Below are 21,227 nucleotides of genomic sequence, written 5' to 3' on the forward strand. Positions count from 1 at the left end.
GGATCAGCTATCTTCTATAATATTGAAATAACATAAGTGTTTGTTTGTCTTTATTTAAAGTTAAGAAATATTTTGGCGATAAGTTATTGGGATACTTGGGAAAGATAATGAATCGTTTACTTTTATTTACAATATTTTTAAGTGCTTTCATCGGTTGTACACCGCAGATGAATTCTTTGAAGCAGGCAAGCTGTGATGATGGACACTATTTCGATGAGATCACAAGAAGTTGTGTTCTAGATGTATCTCCCAAAGCTCCAGTTATCACGACAACTTCAGTCTCTATGATGGAAGATGCGCTTAAGACAAGTTTTCCAATCTCTTTTACTGATCAAAATGGGGGAATCCCAACTTCATGTACGATCGTCAATAGCTCTTCAGGCCTTAATCAATCGATTACAATTGGATCAATGACTTTTGAAAGAGTTAATACTTGGCAAAATGCAATTAACTATGCTGATCTATATATTGAACTTGTGGATAATCCTTCTGTTATTGCAGGATCAGAACTTGTTTCAATTGCAACAAATACAATCACAGTACAAATTGATTCTGGATTTTCAACTTCACTTCAAATTACGAATGCTATAAATTCTAGTTCATTGATTAACCCAATTATCGTGGCCTCAATTACTGGGCCTAACACAACAGAGAGTCCAACTCCTGGAATAAAAATGTTAGGTGCTACTTGTGAATGTATTAGTGGTACTTGTTCAATGGATATTGAACCATCACGCCATATTAATGGTTCATCATATATTGATTTCTATATCAGTGATGATGATGGTGATAGTGCCGTTTCTAGATTATATGTTGATGTGACAAATGTTGATCAATCACCAAGTGTTGCTGCAACAAGGTCTGCGACAGTAAGCGAAGATGACTTAATTACTTTTGTTTTTGATAGTGAAGTAAATGAAATTCCAGTTTCTGGATATTTTGATTATGATGGAGACTTTGCAACTTTCTGTAGTGCTAACTCAATTCATGCAAGTGTCCAAAACTCATCAATTTCATGTAACTGTTCGCTAGGTAAGTGTACTTTAGCCTTTAGAGCAAATACTGATTACTTTAATGCTTCTTCAGAGGCCATGGTTGAGTATCAAATCTATGCAAATGGAAAGTACTCTAATACTGGTGTTGCTTCTGTAAGAATTGTTGAAGTCGATGATGAGCCTGTTGCTGCTAATATTATCACTGTTACAGTGGATGAAGATAGCACGGGAACGCCAGGTGCCCAAACTGCCGTTGGTTTTTACTTTCCAACTGCATCAGATGATTCTTATATGGGATTTCCAAGTTCAGATCTCCGTTATAAATTTAAAAATTTAACAAATTATTCAGATATCCAAGGTTCATGTACAGGTGCTCCTGGAGATAATTTTCATGCTAATAGTGTTGATGATGCCACTTATTGTAATCTCTTCTTCGATGGAGATGCTAATGGTGTCTATACAGTAGAATATCAAATTTCTGACTCACCATTACCTTTAACGAGTATGGCAGATTTTCATACAACAGGTTATATCAATGTTGTTATCAATGCTAAGAATGATCCGCCAGTTGTTGCAGGTGGGCCATTTACGCATACAATGAATGAGTCTTCTGATTGGAATAGCGTAAGTGAAACGATTTCATTAGGTAGTGTTTCTGATGTCGATAATACAACATCGACTCTTACTGTTTATTTTATCGATGGTAGCGGAAGTCGTATTAATACGATGGCCGGACAAAGCTCTGTCTCAGGAACAGAGGGGACAATTAAGGATTGTGCAATTTCTTCAGGTGGTGCAATTACATGTTTATACGAAACCCTCAATGGTAATAGCGCTAATACGCTAGGTACACCTGATGATTTCCAATTTGTTGTAAGAGATTCAAGTAATGCGGAGTCTGTTGTTCAAACACTTGATGTTGTTGTTCTTGAAACATCTGATGCACCTGTTATTTGTAATTATTCTGTATATAATCGCCGCGCTGGACGTACCGAGTGTGGTGTAAATAACTGTATTGGAAATGGAGCACCTAGCTTCAATCCTACGTCACACGTAAGTAATGACCCTGTCATTTATTTTGATCGCACAAACGGCCTATGTTATGAATCAATTGATACAGACGAGTGGTCAGTGGCCTCTAATAACGGTACTCAAAACGCTAGTTACATGAGTGATGTTATCGTTGGTGAAAAAGAAGATATTATTATTGATAATGTTATTATTAGTGAAGGTGGAAGTATCAATGAAGCTTCTCAAACAGTAACGATTGAAAATGTTGTTTCAACTAATAATGTACTGATTCAGCCAATGAATATTCATTTTTTAAAAGATACTGATCTAGATGGTGAATATAGTGAAGCCGGAGATCTTGCTGCTGTAAATGGTGCTATGGCAAGTGGTGTAATTGATAATGGAATTTCTATTAATGAAATTCTAAGAATAAAAATGATCCCAACGGCATCTCAATTTGGTGAGACAACGATTTCATTTGATCTTGTGGATAATGGAACTGGATCACCGAGAACTTCTGTTTCTTTCAAAGTTAGAGTTGAGCCGCAGACTGTTGCTCATCATGGTTGGGCAGATGTAAAGGCCCTTGGTACAAAGGTTAACCATTTTGGAATTCGTGTTGAATCAAACTTTACTTGTTCACATTCTCTTACTAAGTGTGACGGTGGAAAAGAGTGTTATGGAACGGTTGCTCCAAACACATCAAATGTAAAACCTGATTCTGCTGGTGCTATTTACCGTACGGCAGGAAATCTTTGTTATTATTCAACTGGAACGACTTCAAGTGATTGGGTACTAATTAATAAGTCTGTTGCATGTAATATCTCAGAGGTTAATCGCGACTACACAACTGATGGACTTTTAGAAGATACGACAACAACTTGTGATGATCTTGGAAGTGCAAGTTGTATTGGTGATGTAACATATGATTCAGGTGATGCTAGCTCTGTAAGTGTTGTTTTCAATTCTCAAACTGAGACATTACTTGCAAGTGATAATAACGGAAAATTCTTATTTAATACTGCTTATCAGGCAACTACTGGTCAGGATTGTTTTTATTCAGATGGATCAAATTGGATTCCTTATCATGGTACTTCTAGAGTGAACCTTGAATGGGAGAATTTCACTGTCGGTACTTCTGGAGCAATTCAAGGCTACAATGTATATCGTAAGAAGGCCGGCCCTCTTTATACGTTTAATTATAGCAATCCACTAAATAGAGAACTTATTACTTCGTCAAATACATATGTTGATAACGGTGAGAACTCGCGTTTAGCTCCTGTTCCAAACCACACTTATGTTTATGAAGTTAGACCAGTTCTTAGCTACACTAATCAGCTAGGGGATAATGAATCTCTAGAGATTACAACTAATAATAATGTTGCAAAACTAACTGTGGTTGCACCTCAAGAAAACTTTGCATTTGTACATCGCTGGATGGTTAATAAGAAGGCGTGTGAGATGATGCATTCTGATTCGTTTATCGATAGTAACTATGTATGTGAGTATAAAGGCTTTGGTGATACTGCCTCAGCTCTTGGAACGATTGGTTCTGTCTATGACTTTGGTAAGGACTTACTTGTACCTCGTTTTGAAATGGGATGCCCTTATTCAAAAACAAGCTGTGATACAACTGATGGACAGTGTGTGGCCCAAAATCTTGGAGCTTATGATGGTCCTGACGGATCAATCTTCTATGAAAGATCAACTGGTACTTGTTATGTTAAAAACGGAACTTGGCAAAACTTTTCAACTCAGACTTTAGACTCTGCTGTTGCATTCCAGTCGTTCTTGCCACCATTAACTAATATTACTAACTCTAGTGCTGTTAATGCATGTACAACACTAACTGGCGCTCCAACGATCGTTGGTTATGGTGCTGCTACTACTTATAAGCTGCCAACTCGTGATGAGCAAATTGCTTATAGTGCATGGGATGTTAGAGCGACTTCTGATGCTAATGTTGAAGTTGTGGAAAGAGGACTTGCGCTTAATTCTTCAAGTAAGTGTAATGCTTCATTAGCAAGTGGGCTTGAGTCTTCGTTCATGGATATTGATAACTTAAGCTCATCAGATATTCATACAATCCCTGGAACAAATTCTTCAGGAATTCGCTCTTTGCATACAGGTTCTGTATTCACGCAAGATTGTACATCTGCCTTTGGTGTTCAAGATGCTGTAGGAAACGTTTCTGAGATTTCTAATACGGCCTATAGCTTCAATGCTAATATTTATTCTTTTGCTTCAATTGTTTCAACTAAAGCTGATATCTATGGTGGGACAGGTGATTATCTGATGGATTCACTCATTGGGCCATGTAATGACTCTGATGGAGACAATGATTGTGACCTAGAGCTTGAAAGTCATTTATTTGAAAATGTTTCTGATTATAGTGCAAGATATTTTAACTATGTTTTCGGAATTCCTATTTCAAATGCAGCAAAAGCTACTGAAGATGCTATGCCGGGAAGTGTTATTAATGATTATACTCTAAGAATCGGATCGACTGCTGGTATCACTAACTCACAACTTCACGATGATGAGATCTTTAGAATCTTTGACAATACTGGTGGAGTTAACGGAAGTATGGCAAGTGGTGGTGATTATTCAAGTCTTTCGGGTGCTGGTGTGTACGCATTTGAGTTTCTTCCAGATACTGAGGCAAGTAGTCGAATTGGTCTGCGTTGTGTTATCGAACTTGATCCAAATCAGTATGACTAATTGGTACCCACTTCTAAATTTATGATATAATCTTTAAGCATCATGACAATGAATGATTCTTGGGAGAAGGTTATGTTCTTTGGTCGCAATCGCACAAATACTTTAGAAGATTTAGGTAAAGGAAAGATAATATCTTTTCTTAATCAAAAGGGTGGGGTTGGTAAAACAACAATGTGTTTTAATACTGCCCATGCCTTGGCCCAGAAAGGTCACAAAGTTCTTGTTATTGATATGGACCCTCAAGCGAATATGAGTTACTTGTTTGGTCATGAAGAAAGTAGAGAGAGTATTAGTATTTTCAATCTGCTTCTTAATTCGATTAAAGAACTTAAGCATCTACATTCTTCAACGATTTTCGAAAAAGTTGTCTTCAAGTCCGAGTTAGGTGTTGATCTACTTCCGGCGGCCCAAGAATTATCTGGATTTGAATTATGTGTCGCTGCCATTAATTCTCCAAGACAAACAATTCTAAAAAAATATGTAGAACAAGCGGGATTAAGAAAACGCTACGATTATATTCTTATTGATTGTCCACCAACTCTTGGACTTTTAGTTGTTAATAGTATTTGCGTCAGTGATGGAGTGATTGTTCCATTTAGACCAGATGATTTTTCAATGAAGGGGCTAGAGCATTTTTATGGGATGTTATCAGACATAGAAGATATGGATATAGTGAAGCTTCCAGAGATCATCACTCATATTCCGAATCTAATGGATACGAGACGTAAGCAAGAAGAGAGTGATCTTGATGAGATTAAGGAACTGATTCGTAAAGTAACTGGAGATGACCGCTTCATTGCTCCATTCTTTAATAAGGCCCAAATAGTGAAATCACAGGCCGCTAAGAAGTCAATTTATGCTTATAATTCTAAGGAATATCAGCCGCTTCATGAACAATTTAATAAAATCGCAAATTTAATTGATTCGTGGAATGATTCGACTTTATAACTATAGTTAAGAGACAAAAAAGGAGCTTTCGTGGCCACTATTAAGAACCCATTATATGTTGTAACAAACGAAGGACGTGACGTGGAAGGTGTCGCTACTTATATCGAATTACTAGTCAAGAAATTTGGTTTGCAGCCGTATCTTGATATTCTGGACTCAATGATTGCGATGCTAACAAATCAGGTTGGAAATTACGGCTTTTTCATTGCCCTTCAAAACTTTATTGACCACATTGCCGCTCAAATTGAAAAAGTGGTGGAGTTTGCTTCACGCATTATCTAAAAAATGCTAGACTCCGACTCATATTGACTTAAGGAGTTCATTTTGCAAATACAAGAAAGAGTTGACGCACTTATTTCAGAATTTAATGGATTTGGTGATTGGGAAGATCGCTACATGCACATCATTTCTCGCGGGAAACAGATGGAGTCCCTACCTGAAGATTTACAACAAGAAGAATATAAAGTTAAAGGATGCCAGTCTCAAGTTTGGCTAATTCCAGAGCTTAAAGATGGAAAAGTTTTTTTTCGTGCCGATAGTGATGCGGCCATCGTAAAGGGGATTGTTTCAATTCTAGTTGGTGTCTACTCAGATGCTACACCTGATGAAATTCTCGCAACTAAGCCTGACTTCTTAGATACTATTGGTCTTCGCCAGCACTTATCAATGTCTCGTGCGAATGGACTTTCAAGTATGATCAAGCAAATTTCAATGTATGCCCTTGCTTATAAAACTAAAATTCAAATGGGATTATAATCTATGTATTTAAATAATATTCGTCCAAGAAGAAATAGAAAGAATCACGCAATGAGATCTCTAATGCGTGAAACAACGCTAACAGTAGATGATCTGATCATGCCACTTTTTATCGTAGGTGGAGAAAATCAAACGATTCCTGTAACTTCAATGCCTGGGATTAATCGCTACTCACGCGATCTAATTGTAAAGGAAGTGAAAGAGCTTTGGAACCTTGGCATTAAATGCGTTTCTCTTTTTCCTGCACTTGATGATTCTATTAAAGACCGTTTTGCAACAGAATCAAAGAATCCAAATGGGCTTCTACAAAAGACAATCAAAGATATTAAAAACGCATGTCCTGATATGCTTATCATGACTGACGTTGCTATGGACCCATACTCAAGTGATGGTCATGATGGACTTGTTTGTGAAAAAACAGGTGAGATCTTAAATGATGAAACTCTGGATATTCTAGCAGGGATGGCACTTGCTCAGGCCCAAGCGGGAAGTGATATCATTGGTCCTTCTGATATGATGGATGGACGAATTGCAGTTATCCGCGATGCCCTTGATGGTGAAGGTTTCTCAAATACACAAATTATGTCGTATACGGCCAAGTATGCTTCGGCATTTTATGGGCCATTTAGAGATGCACTCGATAGTGCTCCTAAAGCAGGTGATAAGAAGACTTATCAGATGGATCCGGCCAATGCTATCGAAGCTCTACGTGAGATTGAGCTTGATGAAGCAGAGGGGGCAGATATCTTAATGGTTAAGCCAGGTATTAGCTATCTAGATATCATTGCTAAAATGAAAGAGCGCACTAATCTACCTGTTGCCGCTTACAATGTATCTGGTGAATATGCCATGGTTAAAGCAGCAGCTCAAAATGGTTGGGTTGATGGTGATGCCGTAGCAATGGAGATGCTTACGAGCTTTAAGCGCGCTGGATGCGATATGATTTTAACGTATTTCGCTAAAGAAGTGGCCGTTCAATTTGCCAAAAACTAAATTTATTTGACCTTAATAGGGATGTAGGCCTTAGCTCTTTTCTCGCGGGCCTGCTTCTCTTTCACTGAAGCAATTCCAACTAAAATACCAACGATAATAACAGGAATCCACATAATCACTCCTTGGTTCCTTTCCTAAGGAAATTATATCATTATTATCGGATAATATTTGATAAAACTAAGTCAATTTTTTGTGAACTTACTCTAAATGCTTGAATCTACGTAGTCTTTTAGGCTCTGGGCCGACTCTTTAGTGCCATCTTTAAACCACTTTGCCTCTGGATAACTGACAATATGGATACCTTCACGGCATTTTCCAAGGCAGTCGCTTGAAGTAACTCTAACGACACCTTTTCCATATTTTTCGTTGAAATATGTCTTTAACTCGCTCTTTAATGCCATGGCATCATCAAGCATAGGGCAATCATTCTTCTTACAGCTCTTGCAAATAAAGATGTGTTTTTTAAAGAGATTCGTGTCGTGTTCTTTTGCCATATAGAGTCCTAAGCTGTTATTATAATTAAAAAATTTTAAGGATTTATACTATGGATTTTTGCCAAATTCTATCAGCAAAACAAAAAGCATTACAAATTAATTTAGATAATAAAATTTACGGCAGTTTCGCAGAAATTGGTGCAGGACAAGAAGTTGCTCGTGAGTTCTTTAGAGCTGGCGGTGCAGCAGGGACTGTTGCTAAGACGATGTCTGCTTATGATATGCAAATTTCGGATGCTATTTACGGTGTCGAGACATCTGGACGTTATGTTTCTCAAGGACGTCTACATACGATGCTAGAGACAGAATTCACAAAAATGTACAAGCGTCTTAAAGATCAAAGAGAAGAGGGAACAAAATTCTTTTGCTTTGCTGATACTGTTGCAGCAAAAAGTTACTCTGGTCGCGGAGAGTGTCATGGTTGGCTTGGTGTACGTTTCCAACATCAAGCAGGGGCAGCTCCTTCTGATTTAATCATTCACGTTAATATGCTTGATCAAGAAAATCTTCAGCAACAAGAGGCCATCGGTTTTCTTGGTGTGAATATGATCCACAGCTGTTTTTATAATTCAAATGATTCATCTCATCTTGTTTCATCTCTAATGGATAACTTATCTGCTAGTCGTCTTAGGATTGATATGATTGACGTTAAAGGTCCGGCCTTTGATGGAGTTGATCCTCGTATTCTTTCTTTAGAACTTGTTAAGAGAAAGTTTACTTCTGCTGTTATGTTTGATGAGAATGGTAAAGTTGTTCAAATCAAAGATTACTTGTACCGCAAGCCACTTGTTGTTTTAAGAGGCTCTTTTAGGCCGCCAACAAAGGGAAATGTTGATGCGCTTAAAGTAGGGCGTGAGCTTTTATGCACAAGTGAGAAGTGTGAGAATGTTGTGACTCTTTCTGAGATCTCAATGTCAAAATTACTTTCTCGTTCATCTTCAATTGATAACGCTGATTTTTTAGCTCGTGTTGATTTACTTGCAAAAATTAAGCAAAAAGTTTTAATTACAAACTTCGCTTCTTACTTCGAACTCAATCAGTTCTTACAGCCAATTGCTAAGAATCAAATTGCATTTATTACTAACACTTATAATTTAAATGAGATTTTAAATATCAAGCATTATGAGGATACTTCATTTGGGATCCTAGGTGGATTAGGTGAATTATTTGGCCTTAATACTAAATTGTATCTTTATCCATGTGCAGATGATAATGATGCAAAAAATCGCCTAAGCTTTGCTGATGTAACTTATGACAAGTCTCTTGAGTTTCTTGTTAAGTATCTTCGTGAAAATAAGTTAATTGTCGATCTTGAAGGTTATGATCATGAAGCATCAGGAATCTGGTCTCGTACAGTTATTGAGATGATCTCAAGCGGCGAGAGCGGCTGGGAAAAAATGCTTCCAGAAGAAGTCGTTGAATTAGTTAAGAGTAATAATTTATTTAAAAATTAAGAGAACATCATGAAAAAGATTCTAAGTATTATTGCAGGCCTTCTTATATTAATCATAGCAAGCGTCTACTTTATGCTATTGGGATCTTTTCCAGTAATGCATGGTAGTCTTAAAGTTGATGGCCTAAATGGTCTCACTAAGATCTATCGTGATCATGAAGGAGTTGTTCATATCGAAGCAGACTCTCGTCACGATATGAATTATGCTCTAGGCTTTTCAATGGCCAGTGATCGAAGCTTTCAATATGAGCTAATTAGTCGTGCTGGCCAGGGAAGACTTGCAGAAATTCTTGGGCCAGATCTTGTCGCTGTTGATAAATTATTTCGTACTTTAAACTCTAAGTATATTCGTGATGGCATCTTGGCCTCTCTTGATCCGGTTGTGAGAAAAGATCTTGAGTCTTTTATGGCCGGCTATAACTACTATCTTGAAAATAATGTTAGGCCGATTGAATTTTTCTTACTGGGAATAAAGCCTAAGAAAATTGATATCGAAGATATCTATGGTGTCTTCGTTTACTTAAATTATAGCTTTTCGCCATTTATGAGAAATGAAGTTGCTTATCAAAATATTATGGCAAATGTTAAGCATCGTGATTTTAAGTATCTCTTTGCTAATAATGAGGTTGATTTCTCTAAGCGTGTAAGACGTGTCGTTGATGCAAGCTTTATTGACTACGAATCATTATTAAAAGGAATTGGTACTTTTACTGGCTCAAATGCTTGGGCGATCTCTGGAAAGAAGACGAAGTCTGGAAAACCAATCCTAGCAAGTGATCCGCATATCAATTTTTCTGCACCTAATATTTGGTATGAAGCAAATATTAAGAATAAGGAAGAGGGCTTTCATATGTATGGCCACTTCCTACCACTTATTCCATTTCCGGCCATGGGCCACAATCGAAAACTTGGTTGGGGATTAACTATTAGTTACACAGATGATGTTGATCTTTATCAGTTAGAAGATGATTTTGAAATTGTACGAGTTGAAGACTCTTTGATTAAAGTGAAGGGAGAAGAGTCAATCGATTTCCAAATCAAGTGGAGTAAGAAGGGTCCTGTTGTTAATGAAATCGTTCAGGCCGTAAACAAAGACGCAAAGAATATTGCGGCCCACTTCAGTTTCTTTCAAGAAGGTAACAAGCCTATTGAGGGATTTTATGGTCTTGGCCGTGCAAAAAACTTTGAAGAGATAAAGAAGGCCACAAGTATCGTTAAGTCACCTGGCCTTAATATTGTCTATGCGGATGCTGATGGGAATGTGGCAAGACTTATCATGGGGGATAGTTACAAAAGATCACATCCATTTGAATCAGATCTTGTTCAAACACCTGATCGCAAGATTCTAGGGGTCTATACATTTGATGAGAAACCTCATGAGATTAATCCTGAAAATGGTTTTGTTGTTTCCGCTAATGATGCACCAAAGACAATGAAAAATGGTATCTATCACCGTGGTGGTTGGCATTCAGATAATCGCTATAATACTATTTTAAAGTCACTTGAGCTTCGAGATAATTGGGATATGGATTCTCAAAAGATGGTTCAAACTGCAAGCTTCAGTACGAATAATCGTAGGATGCAAAAAATTATTAATAATGCGCTAAAGAAATATCCAATGACTGCTCTTGAAGAAGAGGCCTTAAAATTCTTTATGGATTGGAAAGGTCATTCTCGCAAAGAACAGGTTGGACCGACAATATTTCATGAAACAAATATGCGTATTCGTAAGCTTCTAATGGATGAGATGGGTGAGGACTACGTTAAGTATTGTAAGGCCATTAACTCTTGGATTTATTATTACCGCTTACTTGAAATGCCAGATAACTCTTGGTGGGATATTGAAAAGACTGCACCAATTGAAGATCGTGACCAGGTCATTTCAATGGCATTTAAAGAGGCCGTGAACTATCTAAAGCAAGAGCTTGGAGATGATGTCAGCAAGTGGCGCTGGGGACTTATTCATCAGCTAACAATGCCTCACCCATTTGGAAAAAATGAGTTTCTTGCGAAAATATTCAATCAGGGCCCATATGAGGCCAACGGATCTATCAATAGTATCAACCATATTCGTCGTGTCTCATGTGAAGCAGGACACACTCCAGTGACAGGACCAAGTACTCGTCGACTAATTGACTTTGCTAATGTCGATATTTCTTACGGGATCCTTCCATTAGGAAACTCTGGGCATATGCTTTCTCCTTATTATGATAATCAGAGAGAACGCTTTATGAATGATGAGTATCGTACACAAATCTTTAGTTTTGATTTAATGAAGAAATCAGGCCCTAAAGTCTTAACTCTAAGGCCATTATAGAAGTTTATTTAAGTCTAAATTGTGAAGAGCGATTTGGTGCATTCCACCTATCGCTCACAAGCTCACTTGCAACCTGCTGAGAACGACTGAAGTCCACATTTTCTGGCGCATAAGTTACGCCTGGGTCTTGTTGAACGTGAAGAGTTTGCGTAGGGAAGGCAAAGTTAATACCATGCTTCTTGGCCGCTCTTAAAATATCTAATAAGAATTTATGCTTTTCATTTAATTCGTCATCCCAACTTGGAACTTCCCAAAACATATAGACAAGAATATTTAGAGAGCTTGCTCCCATCGAATTAAAATATACTTGGAAGTTATCCTTTCTTGTCATTGGATGAGCAACGATAATCTGACGGATACTCTCGCAAAAGTTTTCAATCTTTTCTGGAGGAGTCGCGTAATCGATACCTAGAGTTGTATTAAAGCGACGATATCTTCTGCGTCCAAGGTTGTCGATATTGGCATTGATAAGGTTTCCGTTTGGAACTGATAGCAGGGAGTTGTGAAATGTTCTGATACGAGTTGAGCGCATACCAACTTCTTCAATAATACCTTCGATATCATTATTAATCTTTACCCAATCTCCAATTGTAAATGGGTTATCAAAGAGAACTGTAAATGAACCAAATAGGTTAGAGATTGTATCCTTGGCAGCAAGAGCGAAGGCGATACCACCAATCCCCATACCAGCAAGAATTGATTTCATATCTAGCTCGAGTGCATCTCCAATGAAGATGATTCCAACTGCGTAAATAAAAAATCTGGCAGTCTTTCTGATAAGTGGAACGACAATATCATCAAATTTATTTTCTGTTTCACGTGCTTTGTCTTCTAGATAGAGACAAATAACAGTGAGAAGTTGATTTAGGATAAATACCACAGAGATTGCCATGACAATATCACAGGCCTTAACAACAAGAACGAGTGCATCTGCAGGGAGATCAATCCATGTTGCTAGCGTTTGAAATACATAGGCAAAAGCAAGACTACCAAAAGGAGAGGTTAGTCTATTTTGTTGTTTCTCTGTAAAAGTGATATTTCTTTTCTTTAAAATTGAAATTGTTTTTGCTGCAATATAGTAGCGAATGATTCGGTCAACGATAAAGCTTAAAAGAGTAATTACAAGAAGCAGAATCCAGTGAATATTTAAAAGTAGAAAGCGCTGATGAAATGTCCATGCTGGAAGGTATTCTTTTAATCGATCCTTAGGGGATTGGCTGTAAACGACATCCTTAGCAACTTTTTTACCTTTAAGAGAGAGGTCATAGAAGCGAAGGGAGTTCATCGTCTCCTTTGTAAATAGCCACACCATCTTGTCGCCACGTTGTACTTGGCGAATTGATATCTCAACATTGTGATCTTTATTTTCTACTTGGACGACTTCTTTACGGTAGTACCAAACTCCATCATCTACCTTTCGTGGGATCTTCTTTACATCTATATATTCAATACGATCAAAAATAGTGATTAGAGTTCGTGAGAAATCTTTAAGCTTAAAATCTTTTACTGTCTCTGGAATATGGCGGCCATCGAGCGCAAGTATTGCTTGATCGAGTCCTCTTTCATTTCCAAGCTTGTAGGCCTTCATTGACTTTAAAAAATAATTCATCGTCGATCGTGGTGAGCTTAGATCAAGAGGTGGTAGTTTTTGGGCAAATACCTGTGCCTTTAAAATTAAAACTAGGATTAGAAAAATCTGAAGAAAAAATTTATTCATAATAATCTCATTTATTTCGAAAAAAATATTTTGGTTACCTTGACAATTATAAAACACGTCCCATCTTTATAGTAGAAGGGGAAAAATACCTCATAATTTTAGGTGTTTATACCCATAAAATTGCGTGGAGGAATTTTTATGAATAAGTACGATTCAATCGTTGCAGGCAGTCTCGATATTGCCCAATCTCTTCTTATGGAAAAGAAGAATACTCAACTATCTGAGTGGCACCTTGCTTACGGGCTGGTGAAAAATCCTTCTTCTTTTTCATCAAGAGCACTAAAGAATAAATTAAAAGATATTAAGGCCGAAGTTGAGCGCTTACCTCAAGCTTCTCAAGAAGTTTCACTTGATAATGTTAGACCAACTGCTGGCCTAAGTAAGTGGCTAACATTGGCATCTTCCAATGCTATTCAATCAAGCCGTCAGGAAGTAACAGAAACTGATCTTCTAAAGCATATTGTGACAACCCTCTCCAGTCTCAATATCGATCCGAATGTCTTTAACTCTGCTATGAATGAAGACGAAGAAGAGGTTCCTGCCTTCCTGACGAACCTGAATGAAATGGCCCAAGAAGGCAAGCTTGATCCTGTCATCGGTCGCTCTAAAGAGATTCGTGCCGTGATGGAAATCCTAGGACGTCGTGGAAAGAATAACCCTGTTTTAGTTGGGCCGGCCGGTGTTGGTAAAACAGCTATCGTTGAAGGCCTTGCTGAAATGATTGTTAAAGGGACTGTCGCCGATGTACTAGAAGGTAAAACTGTCTATGCCCTTGATATGGGGGCCTTGATGGCCGGAACAAAATTTCGTGGTGAATTTGAAGAACGTCTACAAAAGCTTTTAAAGTATATTAAGCAAAATGCGGCCACTTCAATCCTATTTATCGATGAGATACACCAATTAGTTGGTGCTGGTAAGACAGATGGTGCGATGGATGCGGCCAATCTTTTAAAGCCAGCTCTAGCAAGAGGTGAGCTAAATTGTATTGGTGCAACGACTGATGAAGAATATCAAAAGTATATTCTAGGTGATAGTGCACTTGAGAGGCGCTTTCGTGCGGTACCTGTAAATGAGCCTTCAAAAGAAGATGCAATTGAAATATTAATGGGTATCCGTGAGAAGCTAGAAATCCACCATGGAATTAAGATCTCTGATGATGCAATTTATAACTCTGTCATTTTATCTGATCAGTATATTACGGATAAGAACCTTCCTGATAAGGCAATTGACTTAGTTGATGAAGCAGCAAGTGCTCTTAAACTTTCTGCCGAAGCTATGCCTGCTAAGCTGGTTGAATTAGAAGCGGATATTCGTTCTAAGAAAGTTAATATGCAGATTGATAAGGATAATGAAAAGCTTGCTAAGGAAGTCGAAGAGTTAGAAAAAACTTTCAATGCACAAAAAAGTACATGGGAAGAAGAAGTTCTTTCTCTTAAAAGAGTCTCCGAGTTAAAGAATCAGCGCGATCGCTTAAATTTTGAGCTTGAGGCAGCTGAAAGAAATCAGGACTATGAAAAGGCATCAATGATTAAATATTCTCAACTTCCTGAAGTTGAAAAAGAACTAGAAGCTTGCCATCATGATTGGGTTCTAGCGACAAAGGATATTGCACTTGTGATCTCAAGACAAAAAGGGATTCCTGTTGAGAAAATCCTTAAATCTAAACAAGCGCAAATTTTACAGCTTGAAGGATTCTTAAAGTCTCGTGTTTACGGACAAGAGGAAGCCTTGACTGAAATAGCTGATACCATTGTGTCGGCCCACGCTGGTCTTACTGACCCTTCTCGACCACTAGGTTCATTCCTCCTAAAAGGTCCTAGTGGTGTGGGAAAGACGGAAACAGCAAAGGCCCTTTGTGAGTTCTTGTTTGATACACAAGATAACTTAATTCGCTTTGACCTCTCAGAGTTCAGTGAAAAACACTCTGTGAGTAAGCTCATTGGAGCGGCCCCTGGTTATATTGGTTATGAAGAGGGTGGTGTTCTAACTGAAGCAGTAAGACGTCACCCTTATTCAGTGATCCTATTTGATGAAATTGAAAAGGCCCATCATGATTTTGGCGATATCTTGTTACAGATTCTCGACGATGGAAGGCTTACAGATAACAAAGGTCGTACGATTGATTTTAAAAATACGATTATTCTTGTCACTACAAATGCGAAAGAAGTGGAAACGGCATTTAAACCAGAGGTGTTAGGACGTCTTGATGCTATTCTGACATACAATGCTCTTGATCGCTCAATTATGAACTCGCTAATTGATAAGCAAGTACGCTTACTTAACTCGAGACTTCTTGGACGTAAACTTAAAGTCGATCTATCTGAAAATGTACGTGCGAAACTTAATGAGCAAGGGTATAGCGAAGCCTATGGAGCAAGACCTCTGGCATCAATCTTTAACAGACTCGTTACTAGGCCTTTATCAAAAGAGATAATGGCACATGACCTAGAAGAAAAAGACTTAAAGATTGATTATAAAGATTCTCAGTTTACAATTAATTAAAAACTTAGGGACTACTTTTGAAAGGAAGTAGTCCCTTTAAATCCTCATGATATTTTTTCACACTCAAGTTTTGATTATGTACATGATTGGCAATTGCTTCATGTAATTGTGCATTTTTTAAATGGTGCCATGACTCAATCTCCACTGGCCTAAAGCCACGATAGAGCTTTTGTTCTCCTTGAGCACCAGCTTCAAAGATCGCTAGGTTATTTTCAATCGTATACTCCATTGCTTTGTAGTAACACATTTCAAAGTGGAGAAATTCGAAATTGTGTTGGTGTAGTGGGTGAATTCCCCAGTAGCGTCCGTAGAGTTTTGTTTCAGATTCAAAAAAGAGTGCCATTGCAATAATTGAGTCTTCTTTATAGGCCAGGTGAAAAAAACAATTATCTAGTGTGTTTAAACCTAAGAAGAAGGCAAGTGTAAGATAGGCGTAGGCCGATTTCTTATCAATTGTTGTTAGATATAAACCATAGATTTGCTTAAGCTCATCTGATGAAAGCTCTTTAGCGAAAACTTTTTTTATCTCAATATCGTAAGAGTGACAGGCCTTGCGCTCTTTCTTAATACTCTTTCTTTTATTCTTTTTAAGTTTAGAAAGATAGTCGTCAAACGATTCGAATTCGTTAATAAAATGATACTGTGTTGTGATTTGCTTAAAGAAGCCAAGCTCCTTAAGTTCAAGATAGCTCTCATCTGTAAAGTAGTAGTGCTCACTTGATAGCTCGAGTCCTTGATACATATCAAAAGACTTCGTTAGAAGTTTACTATCAAATTCTTGAGTGAATTTACTATTATTTACTGGTGTAAAAGGGATGGCATGAATTAGTTTTGGGTAGTATTCAATTCCCATACGGTGATAAAGATCTGCCCAGGCCCAATCAAAGATATATTCACCATAGCTGTGAGATTTTATATAGGAGATGAGTTGATTATTTTCTCCCTCAATGTGGACAGGCTCCCAGCCTCTTTGAGGGCATGCACTCCCACTATCTTCAATTAATTTTAGAAAGTGGGAGTTGGCAAATGTATGCATGTTATTTATTTAATTCTTCTCGGATCTGTAATTCAAGTTGTTGGTAGCTAAAGCGCTCTAGTGGCTTGCCGTTGATAAAAAATGTTGGTGTACCACGAACTCCAAGGGCCTTACCGTCTTCAGCATCTTGTCTAATCCATTCCATAAACTTTGGATCATGCATATCACTCTTAATTTTGTCGATATCTAAATCAAGAGTTGTAAGGTAGTTCCAAATAAGATCTGGTCTCGGGTTATGATGATTTCCCCATGCTGGCTGACTTTTAAATAATAGATCAAGTGTTTCCCAATACTTTCCTTGTTTTCTTGCGGCCTCTAAAATTGAGATTGCATATGCAGAGTTCTTATGAAATGCAGCGTAGCGAACGACTAGTTTTACCTTACCTTCATATTTATTCATGATTTCTTTTACATATGGAGAAAACGCGCGACATGATTCACATTCCGGATCTAGAAATTCTACGAGAACAACCTTTGCATTATCTGGTCCCATTGATGGAGAGTAATCACGTACAAATAGCTTGTGGTTTTCATTGGCCATAAAGCCTAGTTTGGCCGCCTGCTGTTTCTTGTAAAATGTTGCACTAATAGCAAATACTGCAATAACTGTAATAATCGCAGCTATGATCTTATGACTTTTTTGCATTTAAAAATTCCTTGTTGTTATAAATTTCTAATAAGAATAGTGATAATAAAATTGTAAAAGCAAAGAATGCCAGCATTGGGATTGAGATGAAACCAAACCAATTAATCCATTTTTCTGAACACGGCACACCACTAACACATGGGCTAGCGCTTTCAGGAATGACTTTAAGCTGGACAAGATTGTGATAAATCGAAATGAGCCAGCCTGCAAAAATGAATGGTGCACTATAAAGTATGCTGCGCTTATCATCTTGATAGAAGCCAATTAATAATATGGCCGCAAGAGGATACATTGCAATTCTTTGCCACCAACAAAGTGCACATGGAACAAATTCCATGATCACACTAAAAAATAGCGAGCCAGCTGTTGCAAGTACTGCAACAATCCACATAATGAAGAGAGTGTTTTCTTTGATTAATTTCATGACAATAATCATAACGAAACTTTAAACAGATGACCAAGTAATTCGTCATCTGCTTAAAGCGTTATATTGTCAATTTTTTGTAAAGTGGTTTTTATTAAAGAGAATATTCAGGATTGAACTCTTGTTGTCCTTCTTCAAGCACAACTGTAGGCTCCGCCACGATATCTTCATCTTGTACTTCTACAGAAGATGTATGATTTGATGTCGTTCCCATGTTAAAAAAGCGCTCAAGATTTTCTTGCATCTTTCTAAGCTCTTTCATAATTGAGTCTGCTTCTTTACCTTCATAAGTTAATTCTTCTAAAAGAATTCGAGTAAGGTTCTTATTCATTCTCTTTGATAGGTTTCTTAGGTGTGCGTATTCAGCTGGTAATGGCTCCATTGTCTCCATTTCCTGTTCTGCTTCTTGAACTCCACCTCGTTTAGCAGCTGCAACGATTTGCTTTACTTCTTTTACTGTCTTATCTGCAATCATTGGAAGAACGCTATCTTGCACTTCCTTGTCTAATTTGATGATTTCATTTGTTACACTTGCATTGATGTGACCAAGCTGGCGTGCTTTCTTAACATGTTCTGAAGCAAGAGCATCTCTTTTGATTGCTCCTTTAATAACACTCTTTGAAAGACCAGTCTTTTGTGCAGTAATGGCAGCAAATGAATCTTGATCTTGCTCTTCTTTAGCTTTTTCCAGCTTCTTCTCTTCTGTTGTTGTTGCGATTACATCAACTTCAATCTTAGTCGCTGTCGGATTAAGCTCTTCAAAGATTTCGCGCCCACGATTAAGGCACTTTTCAAATTCAAGTTTATCAAGTGGTCTTCTCACTAAGTTTTCATCAATTGAAATAAGTTCTTGCTCAAGGCTTTGTCTATCAACTACGTGAACAGGAATCTCTTCAATACCGAGTTCTTTGAGTGCTTGATATCTTCTAGCACCTGCTAGTAATTCATTATCTTTATTAATTGTTAGAGGATTAATTAGACCAATATTTTCGATACTGATTTTTAATGTATCAACATCAGTATTTGTTCTTAGGTATTCACTATTAAGTTTAATATCATTGATATTAACAGTTGTTGTTTGCATGGAGTCCTCTTAATTTTCAAAAATTTGTGTGTTGTGTGGGCCCTAGTTTAATAGGGAAATGTATATCTGACTAGAGGTGTAAGGTATTTTTAGTAACCACGCCCTGTGTTGACGCGCTCAATTATTCTCAGTGTAAGTGTGTGAGGTATAGTAGTTAATAGGGTTTTGAAGATTTTGTTTAGAAAACCTGGGACAATATAAAATTTATTTTTGCTAAGTGCGCCTATCGTCTCATTCACCACTTGCTCTGATGAAATACCACTGAAGTGCTGCTTTTCGGCCTTGCCTTGGTTAATTCGAAATTGAGTGTAAACAAGTCCAGGGCAAACTGAAATAACTTGTTTGTTTGTCCCGCTAAGATCTCTTCCTAGGGCCAAGCTAAATGAATGAATCATGCTCTTTGAGGCCGCATAGACACTCTGTCTTGGAACAGGGAAGAAGGCATAGAGTGAAGCGATATTGATTATTTTAAGTTCTTCTTTTTGCTGTAAAAAGTGATGGCTTAAGCGCATTGGTACTTCGACATGTACTCTTTGCATGCTTACTTGTTTTTCAATATCTGTTTCAGGATATTTTCCAGCTACTCCAAAGCCTGCATTATTAACAAGGTATGACAAAGGTTCTTTGATCTTAGAGATTACGTATTCACAAGCTTCACTTTCGCACAGATCCTTAATAATGATCTCACAATTTACTTGGTATTTCTCTCGGTACTCTTTTGCATTTTGATCGAGAAGAGTAAGGTTTCGGCCATGAAGATAGAGGTCGTATCCAAGAGAGGCAAAATAGTCAGCAAAGGCCTTACCCATACCTGTTGTTGCGCCCGTGATAAGTACTGTCTTTTTATCTCTATGATTGCTTACGTTCATGATACCAAATTCCAATATTTCGAGGGGACTCTACTTCATTGAAGAATGCCATAAGTTTTGCTTCTTTGCCTCGCTCTTGTAACATGATAGCACGATCATAGAGAAGGTAAAGCTCAAGAGCACGGCCAAACTGCCAGCGAACAATATTGGCAAAGAAGAGCTTTTCTAATAACTCTTGATTTTTTGCATAGAGTTCATCAAGTTGCTGTGCTGTTAAATTAATTGGAATATTGTTTTCTGTTAGCTTTGAAATAGCGTATTCACTAAAGGATTTAGCATAGAGTCTTTTATGAGCATCACCAATTGAGATCACATCAATATCACTTCCTAGTACACTATCAATGTAGATTTGAAGGCAATAGCGATAGTTCTTAACTTTTTTCTTTTGCTCGAATTCTTCGAGACTCATACTTTGATGGCCGCGAGTTGCCAAAGTTAAGCTATTACTCTCAAGCTCTAGTGGCCCAATTTCTTTTGCATAATTTGAAATATTAATATGCTTACTTGGTTCAAGTTTATTATAGCAACAACCAAAATTTAAAAGTCCACGTGTTTGATTTCTACTTGCCACCTGCATATGCTTAACCGCAAGAGAGCCACAAGTGTGAAGTCCTAGGGAGAAAGAATCATTACAAAAAATACGCGCATTCTCATCTCCATCAAGATCAATACTAAAATCATGATTGATGAAGTTTACGTCTTTTGCCAGATCTGGCCTTGGATATTTTTTTAAACGATTTTTTCCAATTTCTTGAAATTCACTATTAATATCAAGACTAATCATTTCCATACCAAAGTAGTGGGCAAGGGTGCGCGAAAGATGACCAACACCGCCACCAATATCAACAGTATGCTTAAAATCGCCTTCCTTATTTCTAAGTTTCTTAAGAAAATTTGCAATGATTAAAATTTCGTCTTGCTTCTTTCCCTTAACCTTATTAAATGCCCAACTCGGAAGCTCATCTACGCCGCGAATGAGTTCTTCATCCACCGTTTCATAAACTTCATTTTCTCTAAGAGAGCATAGTAAAGTTTTTAAGGGGCCATCTTCTAATTTCGAGTAATCACGAAGACAGTCCATCTCATAGAGCTCTTCGTGAGTAAGCTTTTTTAGAGGTGTGAGGAATTCTTCAGGATACAGCTCGTCGATTTCTCCAGTGCGCCATGCTTGGAGAACTTCTCTTTGCCATAGCTTAGTGTATGGCCTTAAAATAGTGGCAAGATTAAAAAAAAGCTGCTGATAATTCATGCACAGCAATGT

General features: G+C 37.6%; 16 protein-coding genes. 8 read left to right on the forward strand and 8 right to left on the reverse strand.

The window, feature by feature from the left end:
* Nucleotides 1-107 precede the first annotated feature (107 nt).
* From C0Z22_RS03675 to hemB, 5 genes are read left to right on the forward strand one after another with little or no spacing between them, the layout of a single operon-like run.
* Nucleotides 108-4,727, forward strand: a complete 4,620-nt coding sequence (locus C0Z22_RS03675; protein ID WP_103216995.1) for a hypothetical protein — start codon at nucleotides 108-110, stop codon at nucleotides 4,725-4,727.
* 42 nt (nucleotides 4,728-4,769) lie between these two features.
* Nucleotides 4,770-5,675 carry a ParA family protein gene (locus C0Z22_RS03680; RefSeq protein ID WP_103216996.1) on the forward strand — a complete coding sequence of 302 codons (906 nt, stop codon included), beginning with the start codon at nucleotides 4,770-4,772 and terminating at the stop codon, nucleotides 5,673-5,675.
* A 30-nt stretch (nucleotides 5,676-5,705) separates the two neighbouring features.
* Entirely contained in the window at nucleotides 5,706-5,957 is a 252-nt protein-coding gene (locus C0Z22_RS03685) for a hypothetical protein (RefSeq protein ID WP_103216997.1), read from the forward strand.
* Between the two features lie 42 nt (nucleotides 5,958-5,999).
* On the forward strand, nucleotides 6,000-6,431 hold the full coding sequence (locus C0Z22_RS03690; protein WP_103216998.1) for a SufE family protein: 432 nt from the start codon (nucleotides 6,000-6,002) through the stop codon (nucleotides 6,429-6,431).
* A gap of 3 nt (nucleotides 6,432-6,434) precedes the next feature.
* A complete protein-coding gene (hemB, locus tag C0Z22_RS03695) occupies nucleotides 6,435-7,424 on the forward strand; it encodes a porphobilinogen synthase (RefSeq protein ID WP_103216999.1) in 990 nt (329 codons plus the stop codon).
* Between the two features lie 203 nt (nucleotides 7,425-7,627).
* On the opposite strand, the gene C0Z22_RS03700 is transcribed toward hemB, so the two are convergent.
* Nucleotides 7,628-7,918 carry a (2Fe-2S) ferredoxin domain-containing protein gene (locus C0Z22_RS03700; RefSeq protein WP_103217000.1) on the reverse strand — a complete coding sequence of 97 codons (291 nt, stop codon included), beginning with the start codon at nucleotides 7,916-7,918 and terminating at the stop codon, nucleotides 7,628-7,630.
* A 50-nt stretch (nucleotides 7,919-7,968) separates the two neighbouring features.
* Here C0Z22_RS03700 and C0Z22_RS03705 point away from each other — a divergent pair, with 50 nt between their 5' ends.
* Entirely contained in the window at nucleotides 7,969-9,372 is a 1,404-nt protein-coding gene (locus tag C0Z22_RS03705; protein WP_103217001.1) for a nicotinate-nucleotide adenylyltransferase, read from the forward strand.
* Between the two features lie 9 nt (nucleotides 9,373-9,381).
* Nucleotides 9,382-11,688 (forward strand): penicillin acylase family protein, encoded by a 2,307-nt coding sequence (locus tag C0Z22_RS03710; protein WP_103217002.1) that lies wholly within the window; start codon nucleotides 9,382-9,384, stop codon nucleotides 11,686-11,688.
* Between the two features lie 4 nt (nucleotides 11,689-11,692).
* On the opposite strand, the gene C0Z22_RS03715 is transcribed toward C0Z22_RS03710, so the two are convergent.
* Nucleotides 11,693-13,405 carry a mechanosensitive ion channel family protein gene (locus tag C0Z22_RS03715; RefSeq protein ID WP_103217003.1) on the reverse strand — a complete coding sequence of 571 codons (1,713 nt, stop codon included), beginning with the start codon at nucleotides 13,403-13,405 and terminating at the stop codon, nucleotides 11,693-11,695.
* 138 nt (nucleotides 13,406-13,543) lie between these two features.
* Between C0Z22_RS03715 and C0Z22_RS03720 the strand changes: the two genes are divergently transcribed.
* A complete protein-coding gene (locus C0Z22_RS03720) occupies nucleotides 13,544-15,907 on the forward strand; it encodes an ATP-dependent Clp protease ATP-binding subunit (protein WP_103217004.1) in 2,364 nt (787 codons plus the stop codon).
* Nucleotides 15,908-15,911: 4 nt separating this feature from the next.
* Here the strand turns inward: C0Z22_RS03720 and C0Z22_RS03725 are convergent, their stop codons facing one another.
* From C0Z22_RS03725 to C0Z22_RS03750, 6 genes are all read right to left on the reverse strand, one after another.
* A complete protein-coding gene (locus C0Z22_RS03725) occupies nucleotides 15,912-16,943 on the reverse strand; it encodes a peptidogalycan biosysnthesis protein (RefSeq protein ID WP_103217005.1) in 1,032 nt (343 codons plus the stop codon).
* A gap of 1 nt (nucleotide 16,944) precedes the next feature.
* On the reverse strand, nucleotides 16,945-17,589 hold the full coding sequence (locus C0Z22_RS03730) for a thioredoxin domain-containing protein (RefSeq protein ID WP_233189690.1): 645 nt from the start codon (nucleotides 17,587-17,589) through the stop codon (nucleotides 16,945-16,947).
* Nucleotides 17,573-18,013 carry a disulfide oxidoreductase gene (locus C0Z22_RS03735; protein ID WP_103217559.1) on the reverse strand — a complete coding sequence of 147 codons (441 nt, stop codon included), beginning with the start codon at nucleotides 18,011-18,013 and terminating at the stop codon, nucleotides 17,573-17,575. Before C0Z22_RS03735 ends, C0Z22_RS03730 begins: the two co-directional genes overlap by 17 nt.
* A 94-nt stretch (nucleotides 18,014-18,107) precedes the next feature.
* On the reverse strand, nucleotides 18,108-19,097 hold the full coding sequence (locus C0Z22_RS03740) for a ParB/RepB/Spo0J family partition protein (RefSeq protein WP_103217006.1): 990 nt from the start codon (nucleotides 19,095-19,097) through the stop codon (nucleotides 18,108-18,110).
* An 89-nt stretch (nucleotides 19,098-19,186) separates the two neighbouring features.
* Nucleotides 19,187-19,966, reverse strand: coding sequence for an SDR family oxidoreductase (locus tag C0Z22_RS03745; RefSeq protein ID WP_103217007.1), 780 nt, complete (start codon nucleotides 19,964-19,966; stop codon nucleotides 19,187-19,189).
* Nucleotides 19,947-21,215: a methyltransferase gene (locus C0Z22_RS03750; RefSeq protein WP_158246797.1), complete on the reverse strand. Its 1,269-nt coding sequence runs from the start codon at nucleotides 21,213-21,215 to the stop codon at nucleotides 19,947-19,949. The genes C0Z22_RS03745 and C0Z22_RS03750 overlap by 20 nt, the downstream gene beginning before the upstream one ends.
* Between the last annotated feature and the right edge of the window lie 12 nt (nucleotides 21,216-21,227).

It is taken from the genome of Halobacteriovorax sp. DA5 (genome assembly GCF_002903145.1).
In the GTDB taxonomy this organism is placed as follows: Bacteria; Bdellovibrionota; Bacteriovoracia; order Bacteriovoracales; family Bacteriovoracaceae; genus Halobacteriovorax_A.

Bases quoted from the DNA above. Each gene is read 5' to 3' on its own strand.
- C0Z22_RS03675 (WP_103216995.1), top strand. From the start codon at position 108: ATGAATCGTTTACTTTTATTTACAATATTTTTAAGTGCTTTCATCGGT.
- C0Z22_RS03680 (WP_103216996.1), top strand. From the start codon at position 4,770: ATGACAATGAATGATTCTTGGGAGAAGGTTATGTTCTTTGGTCGCAAT.
- hemB (WP_103216999.1), top strand. From the start codon at position 6,435: ATGTATTTAAATAATATTCGTCCAAGAAGAAATAGAAAGAATCACGCA.
- C0Z22_RS03700 (WP_103217000.1), bottom strand. From the start codon at position 7,918: ATGGCAAAAGAACACGACACGAATCTCTTTAAAAAACACATCTTTATT.
- C0Z22_RS03705 (WP_103217001.1), top strand. From the start codon at position 7,969: ATGGATTTTTGCCAAATTCTATCAGCAAAACAAAAAGCATTACAAATT.
- C0Z22_RS03710 (WP_103217002.1), top strand. From the start codon at position 9,382: ATGAAAAAGATTCTAAGTATTATTGCAGGCCTTCTTATATTAATCATA.
- C0Z22_RS03715 (WP_103217003.1), bottom strand. From the start codon at position 13,405: ATGAATAAATTTTTTCTTCAGATTTTTCTAATCCTAGTTTTAATTTTA.
- C0Z22_RS03720 (WP_103217004.1), top strand. From the start codon at position 13,544: ATGAATAAGTACGATTCAATCGTTGCAGGCAGTCTCGATATTGCCCAA.
- C0Z22_RS03725 (WP_103217005.1), bottom strand. From the start codon at position 16,943: ATGCATACATTTGCCAACTCCCACTTTCTAAAATTAATTGAAGATAGT.
- C0Z22_RS03730 (WP_233189690.1), bottom strand. From the start codon at position 17,589: ATGCAAAAAAGTCATAAGATCATAGCTGCGATTATTACAGTTATTGCA.
- C0Z22_RS03735 (WP_103217559.1), bottom strand. From the start codon at position 18,013: ATGAAATTAATCAAAGAAAACACTCTCTTCATTATGTGGATTGTTGCA.
- C0Z22_RS03740 (WP_103217006.1), bottom strand. From the start codon at position 19,097: ATGCAAACAACAACTGTTAATATCAATGATATTAAACTTAATAGTGAA.
- C0Z22_RS03745 (WP_103217007.1), bottom strand. From the start codon at position 19,966: ATGAACGTAAGCAATCATAGAGATAAAAAGACAGTACTTATCACGGGC.
- C0Z22_RS03750 (WP_158246797.1), bottom strand. From the start codon at position 21,215: ATGAATTATCAGCAGCTTTTTTTTAATCTTGCCACTATTTTAAGGCCA.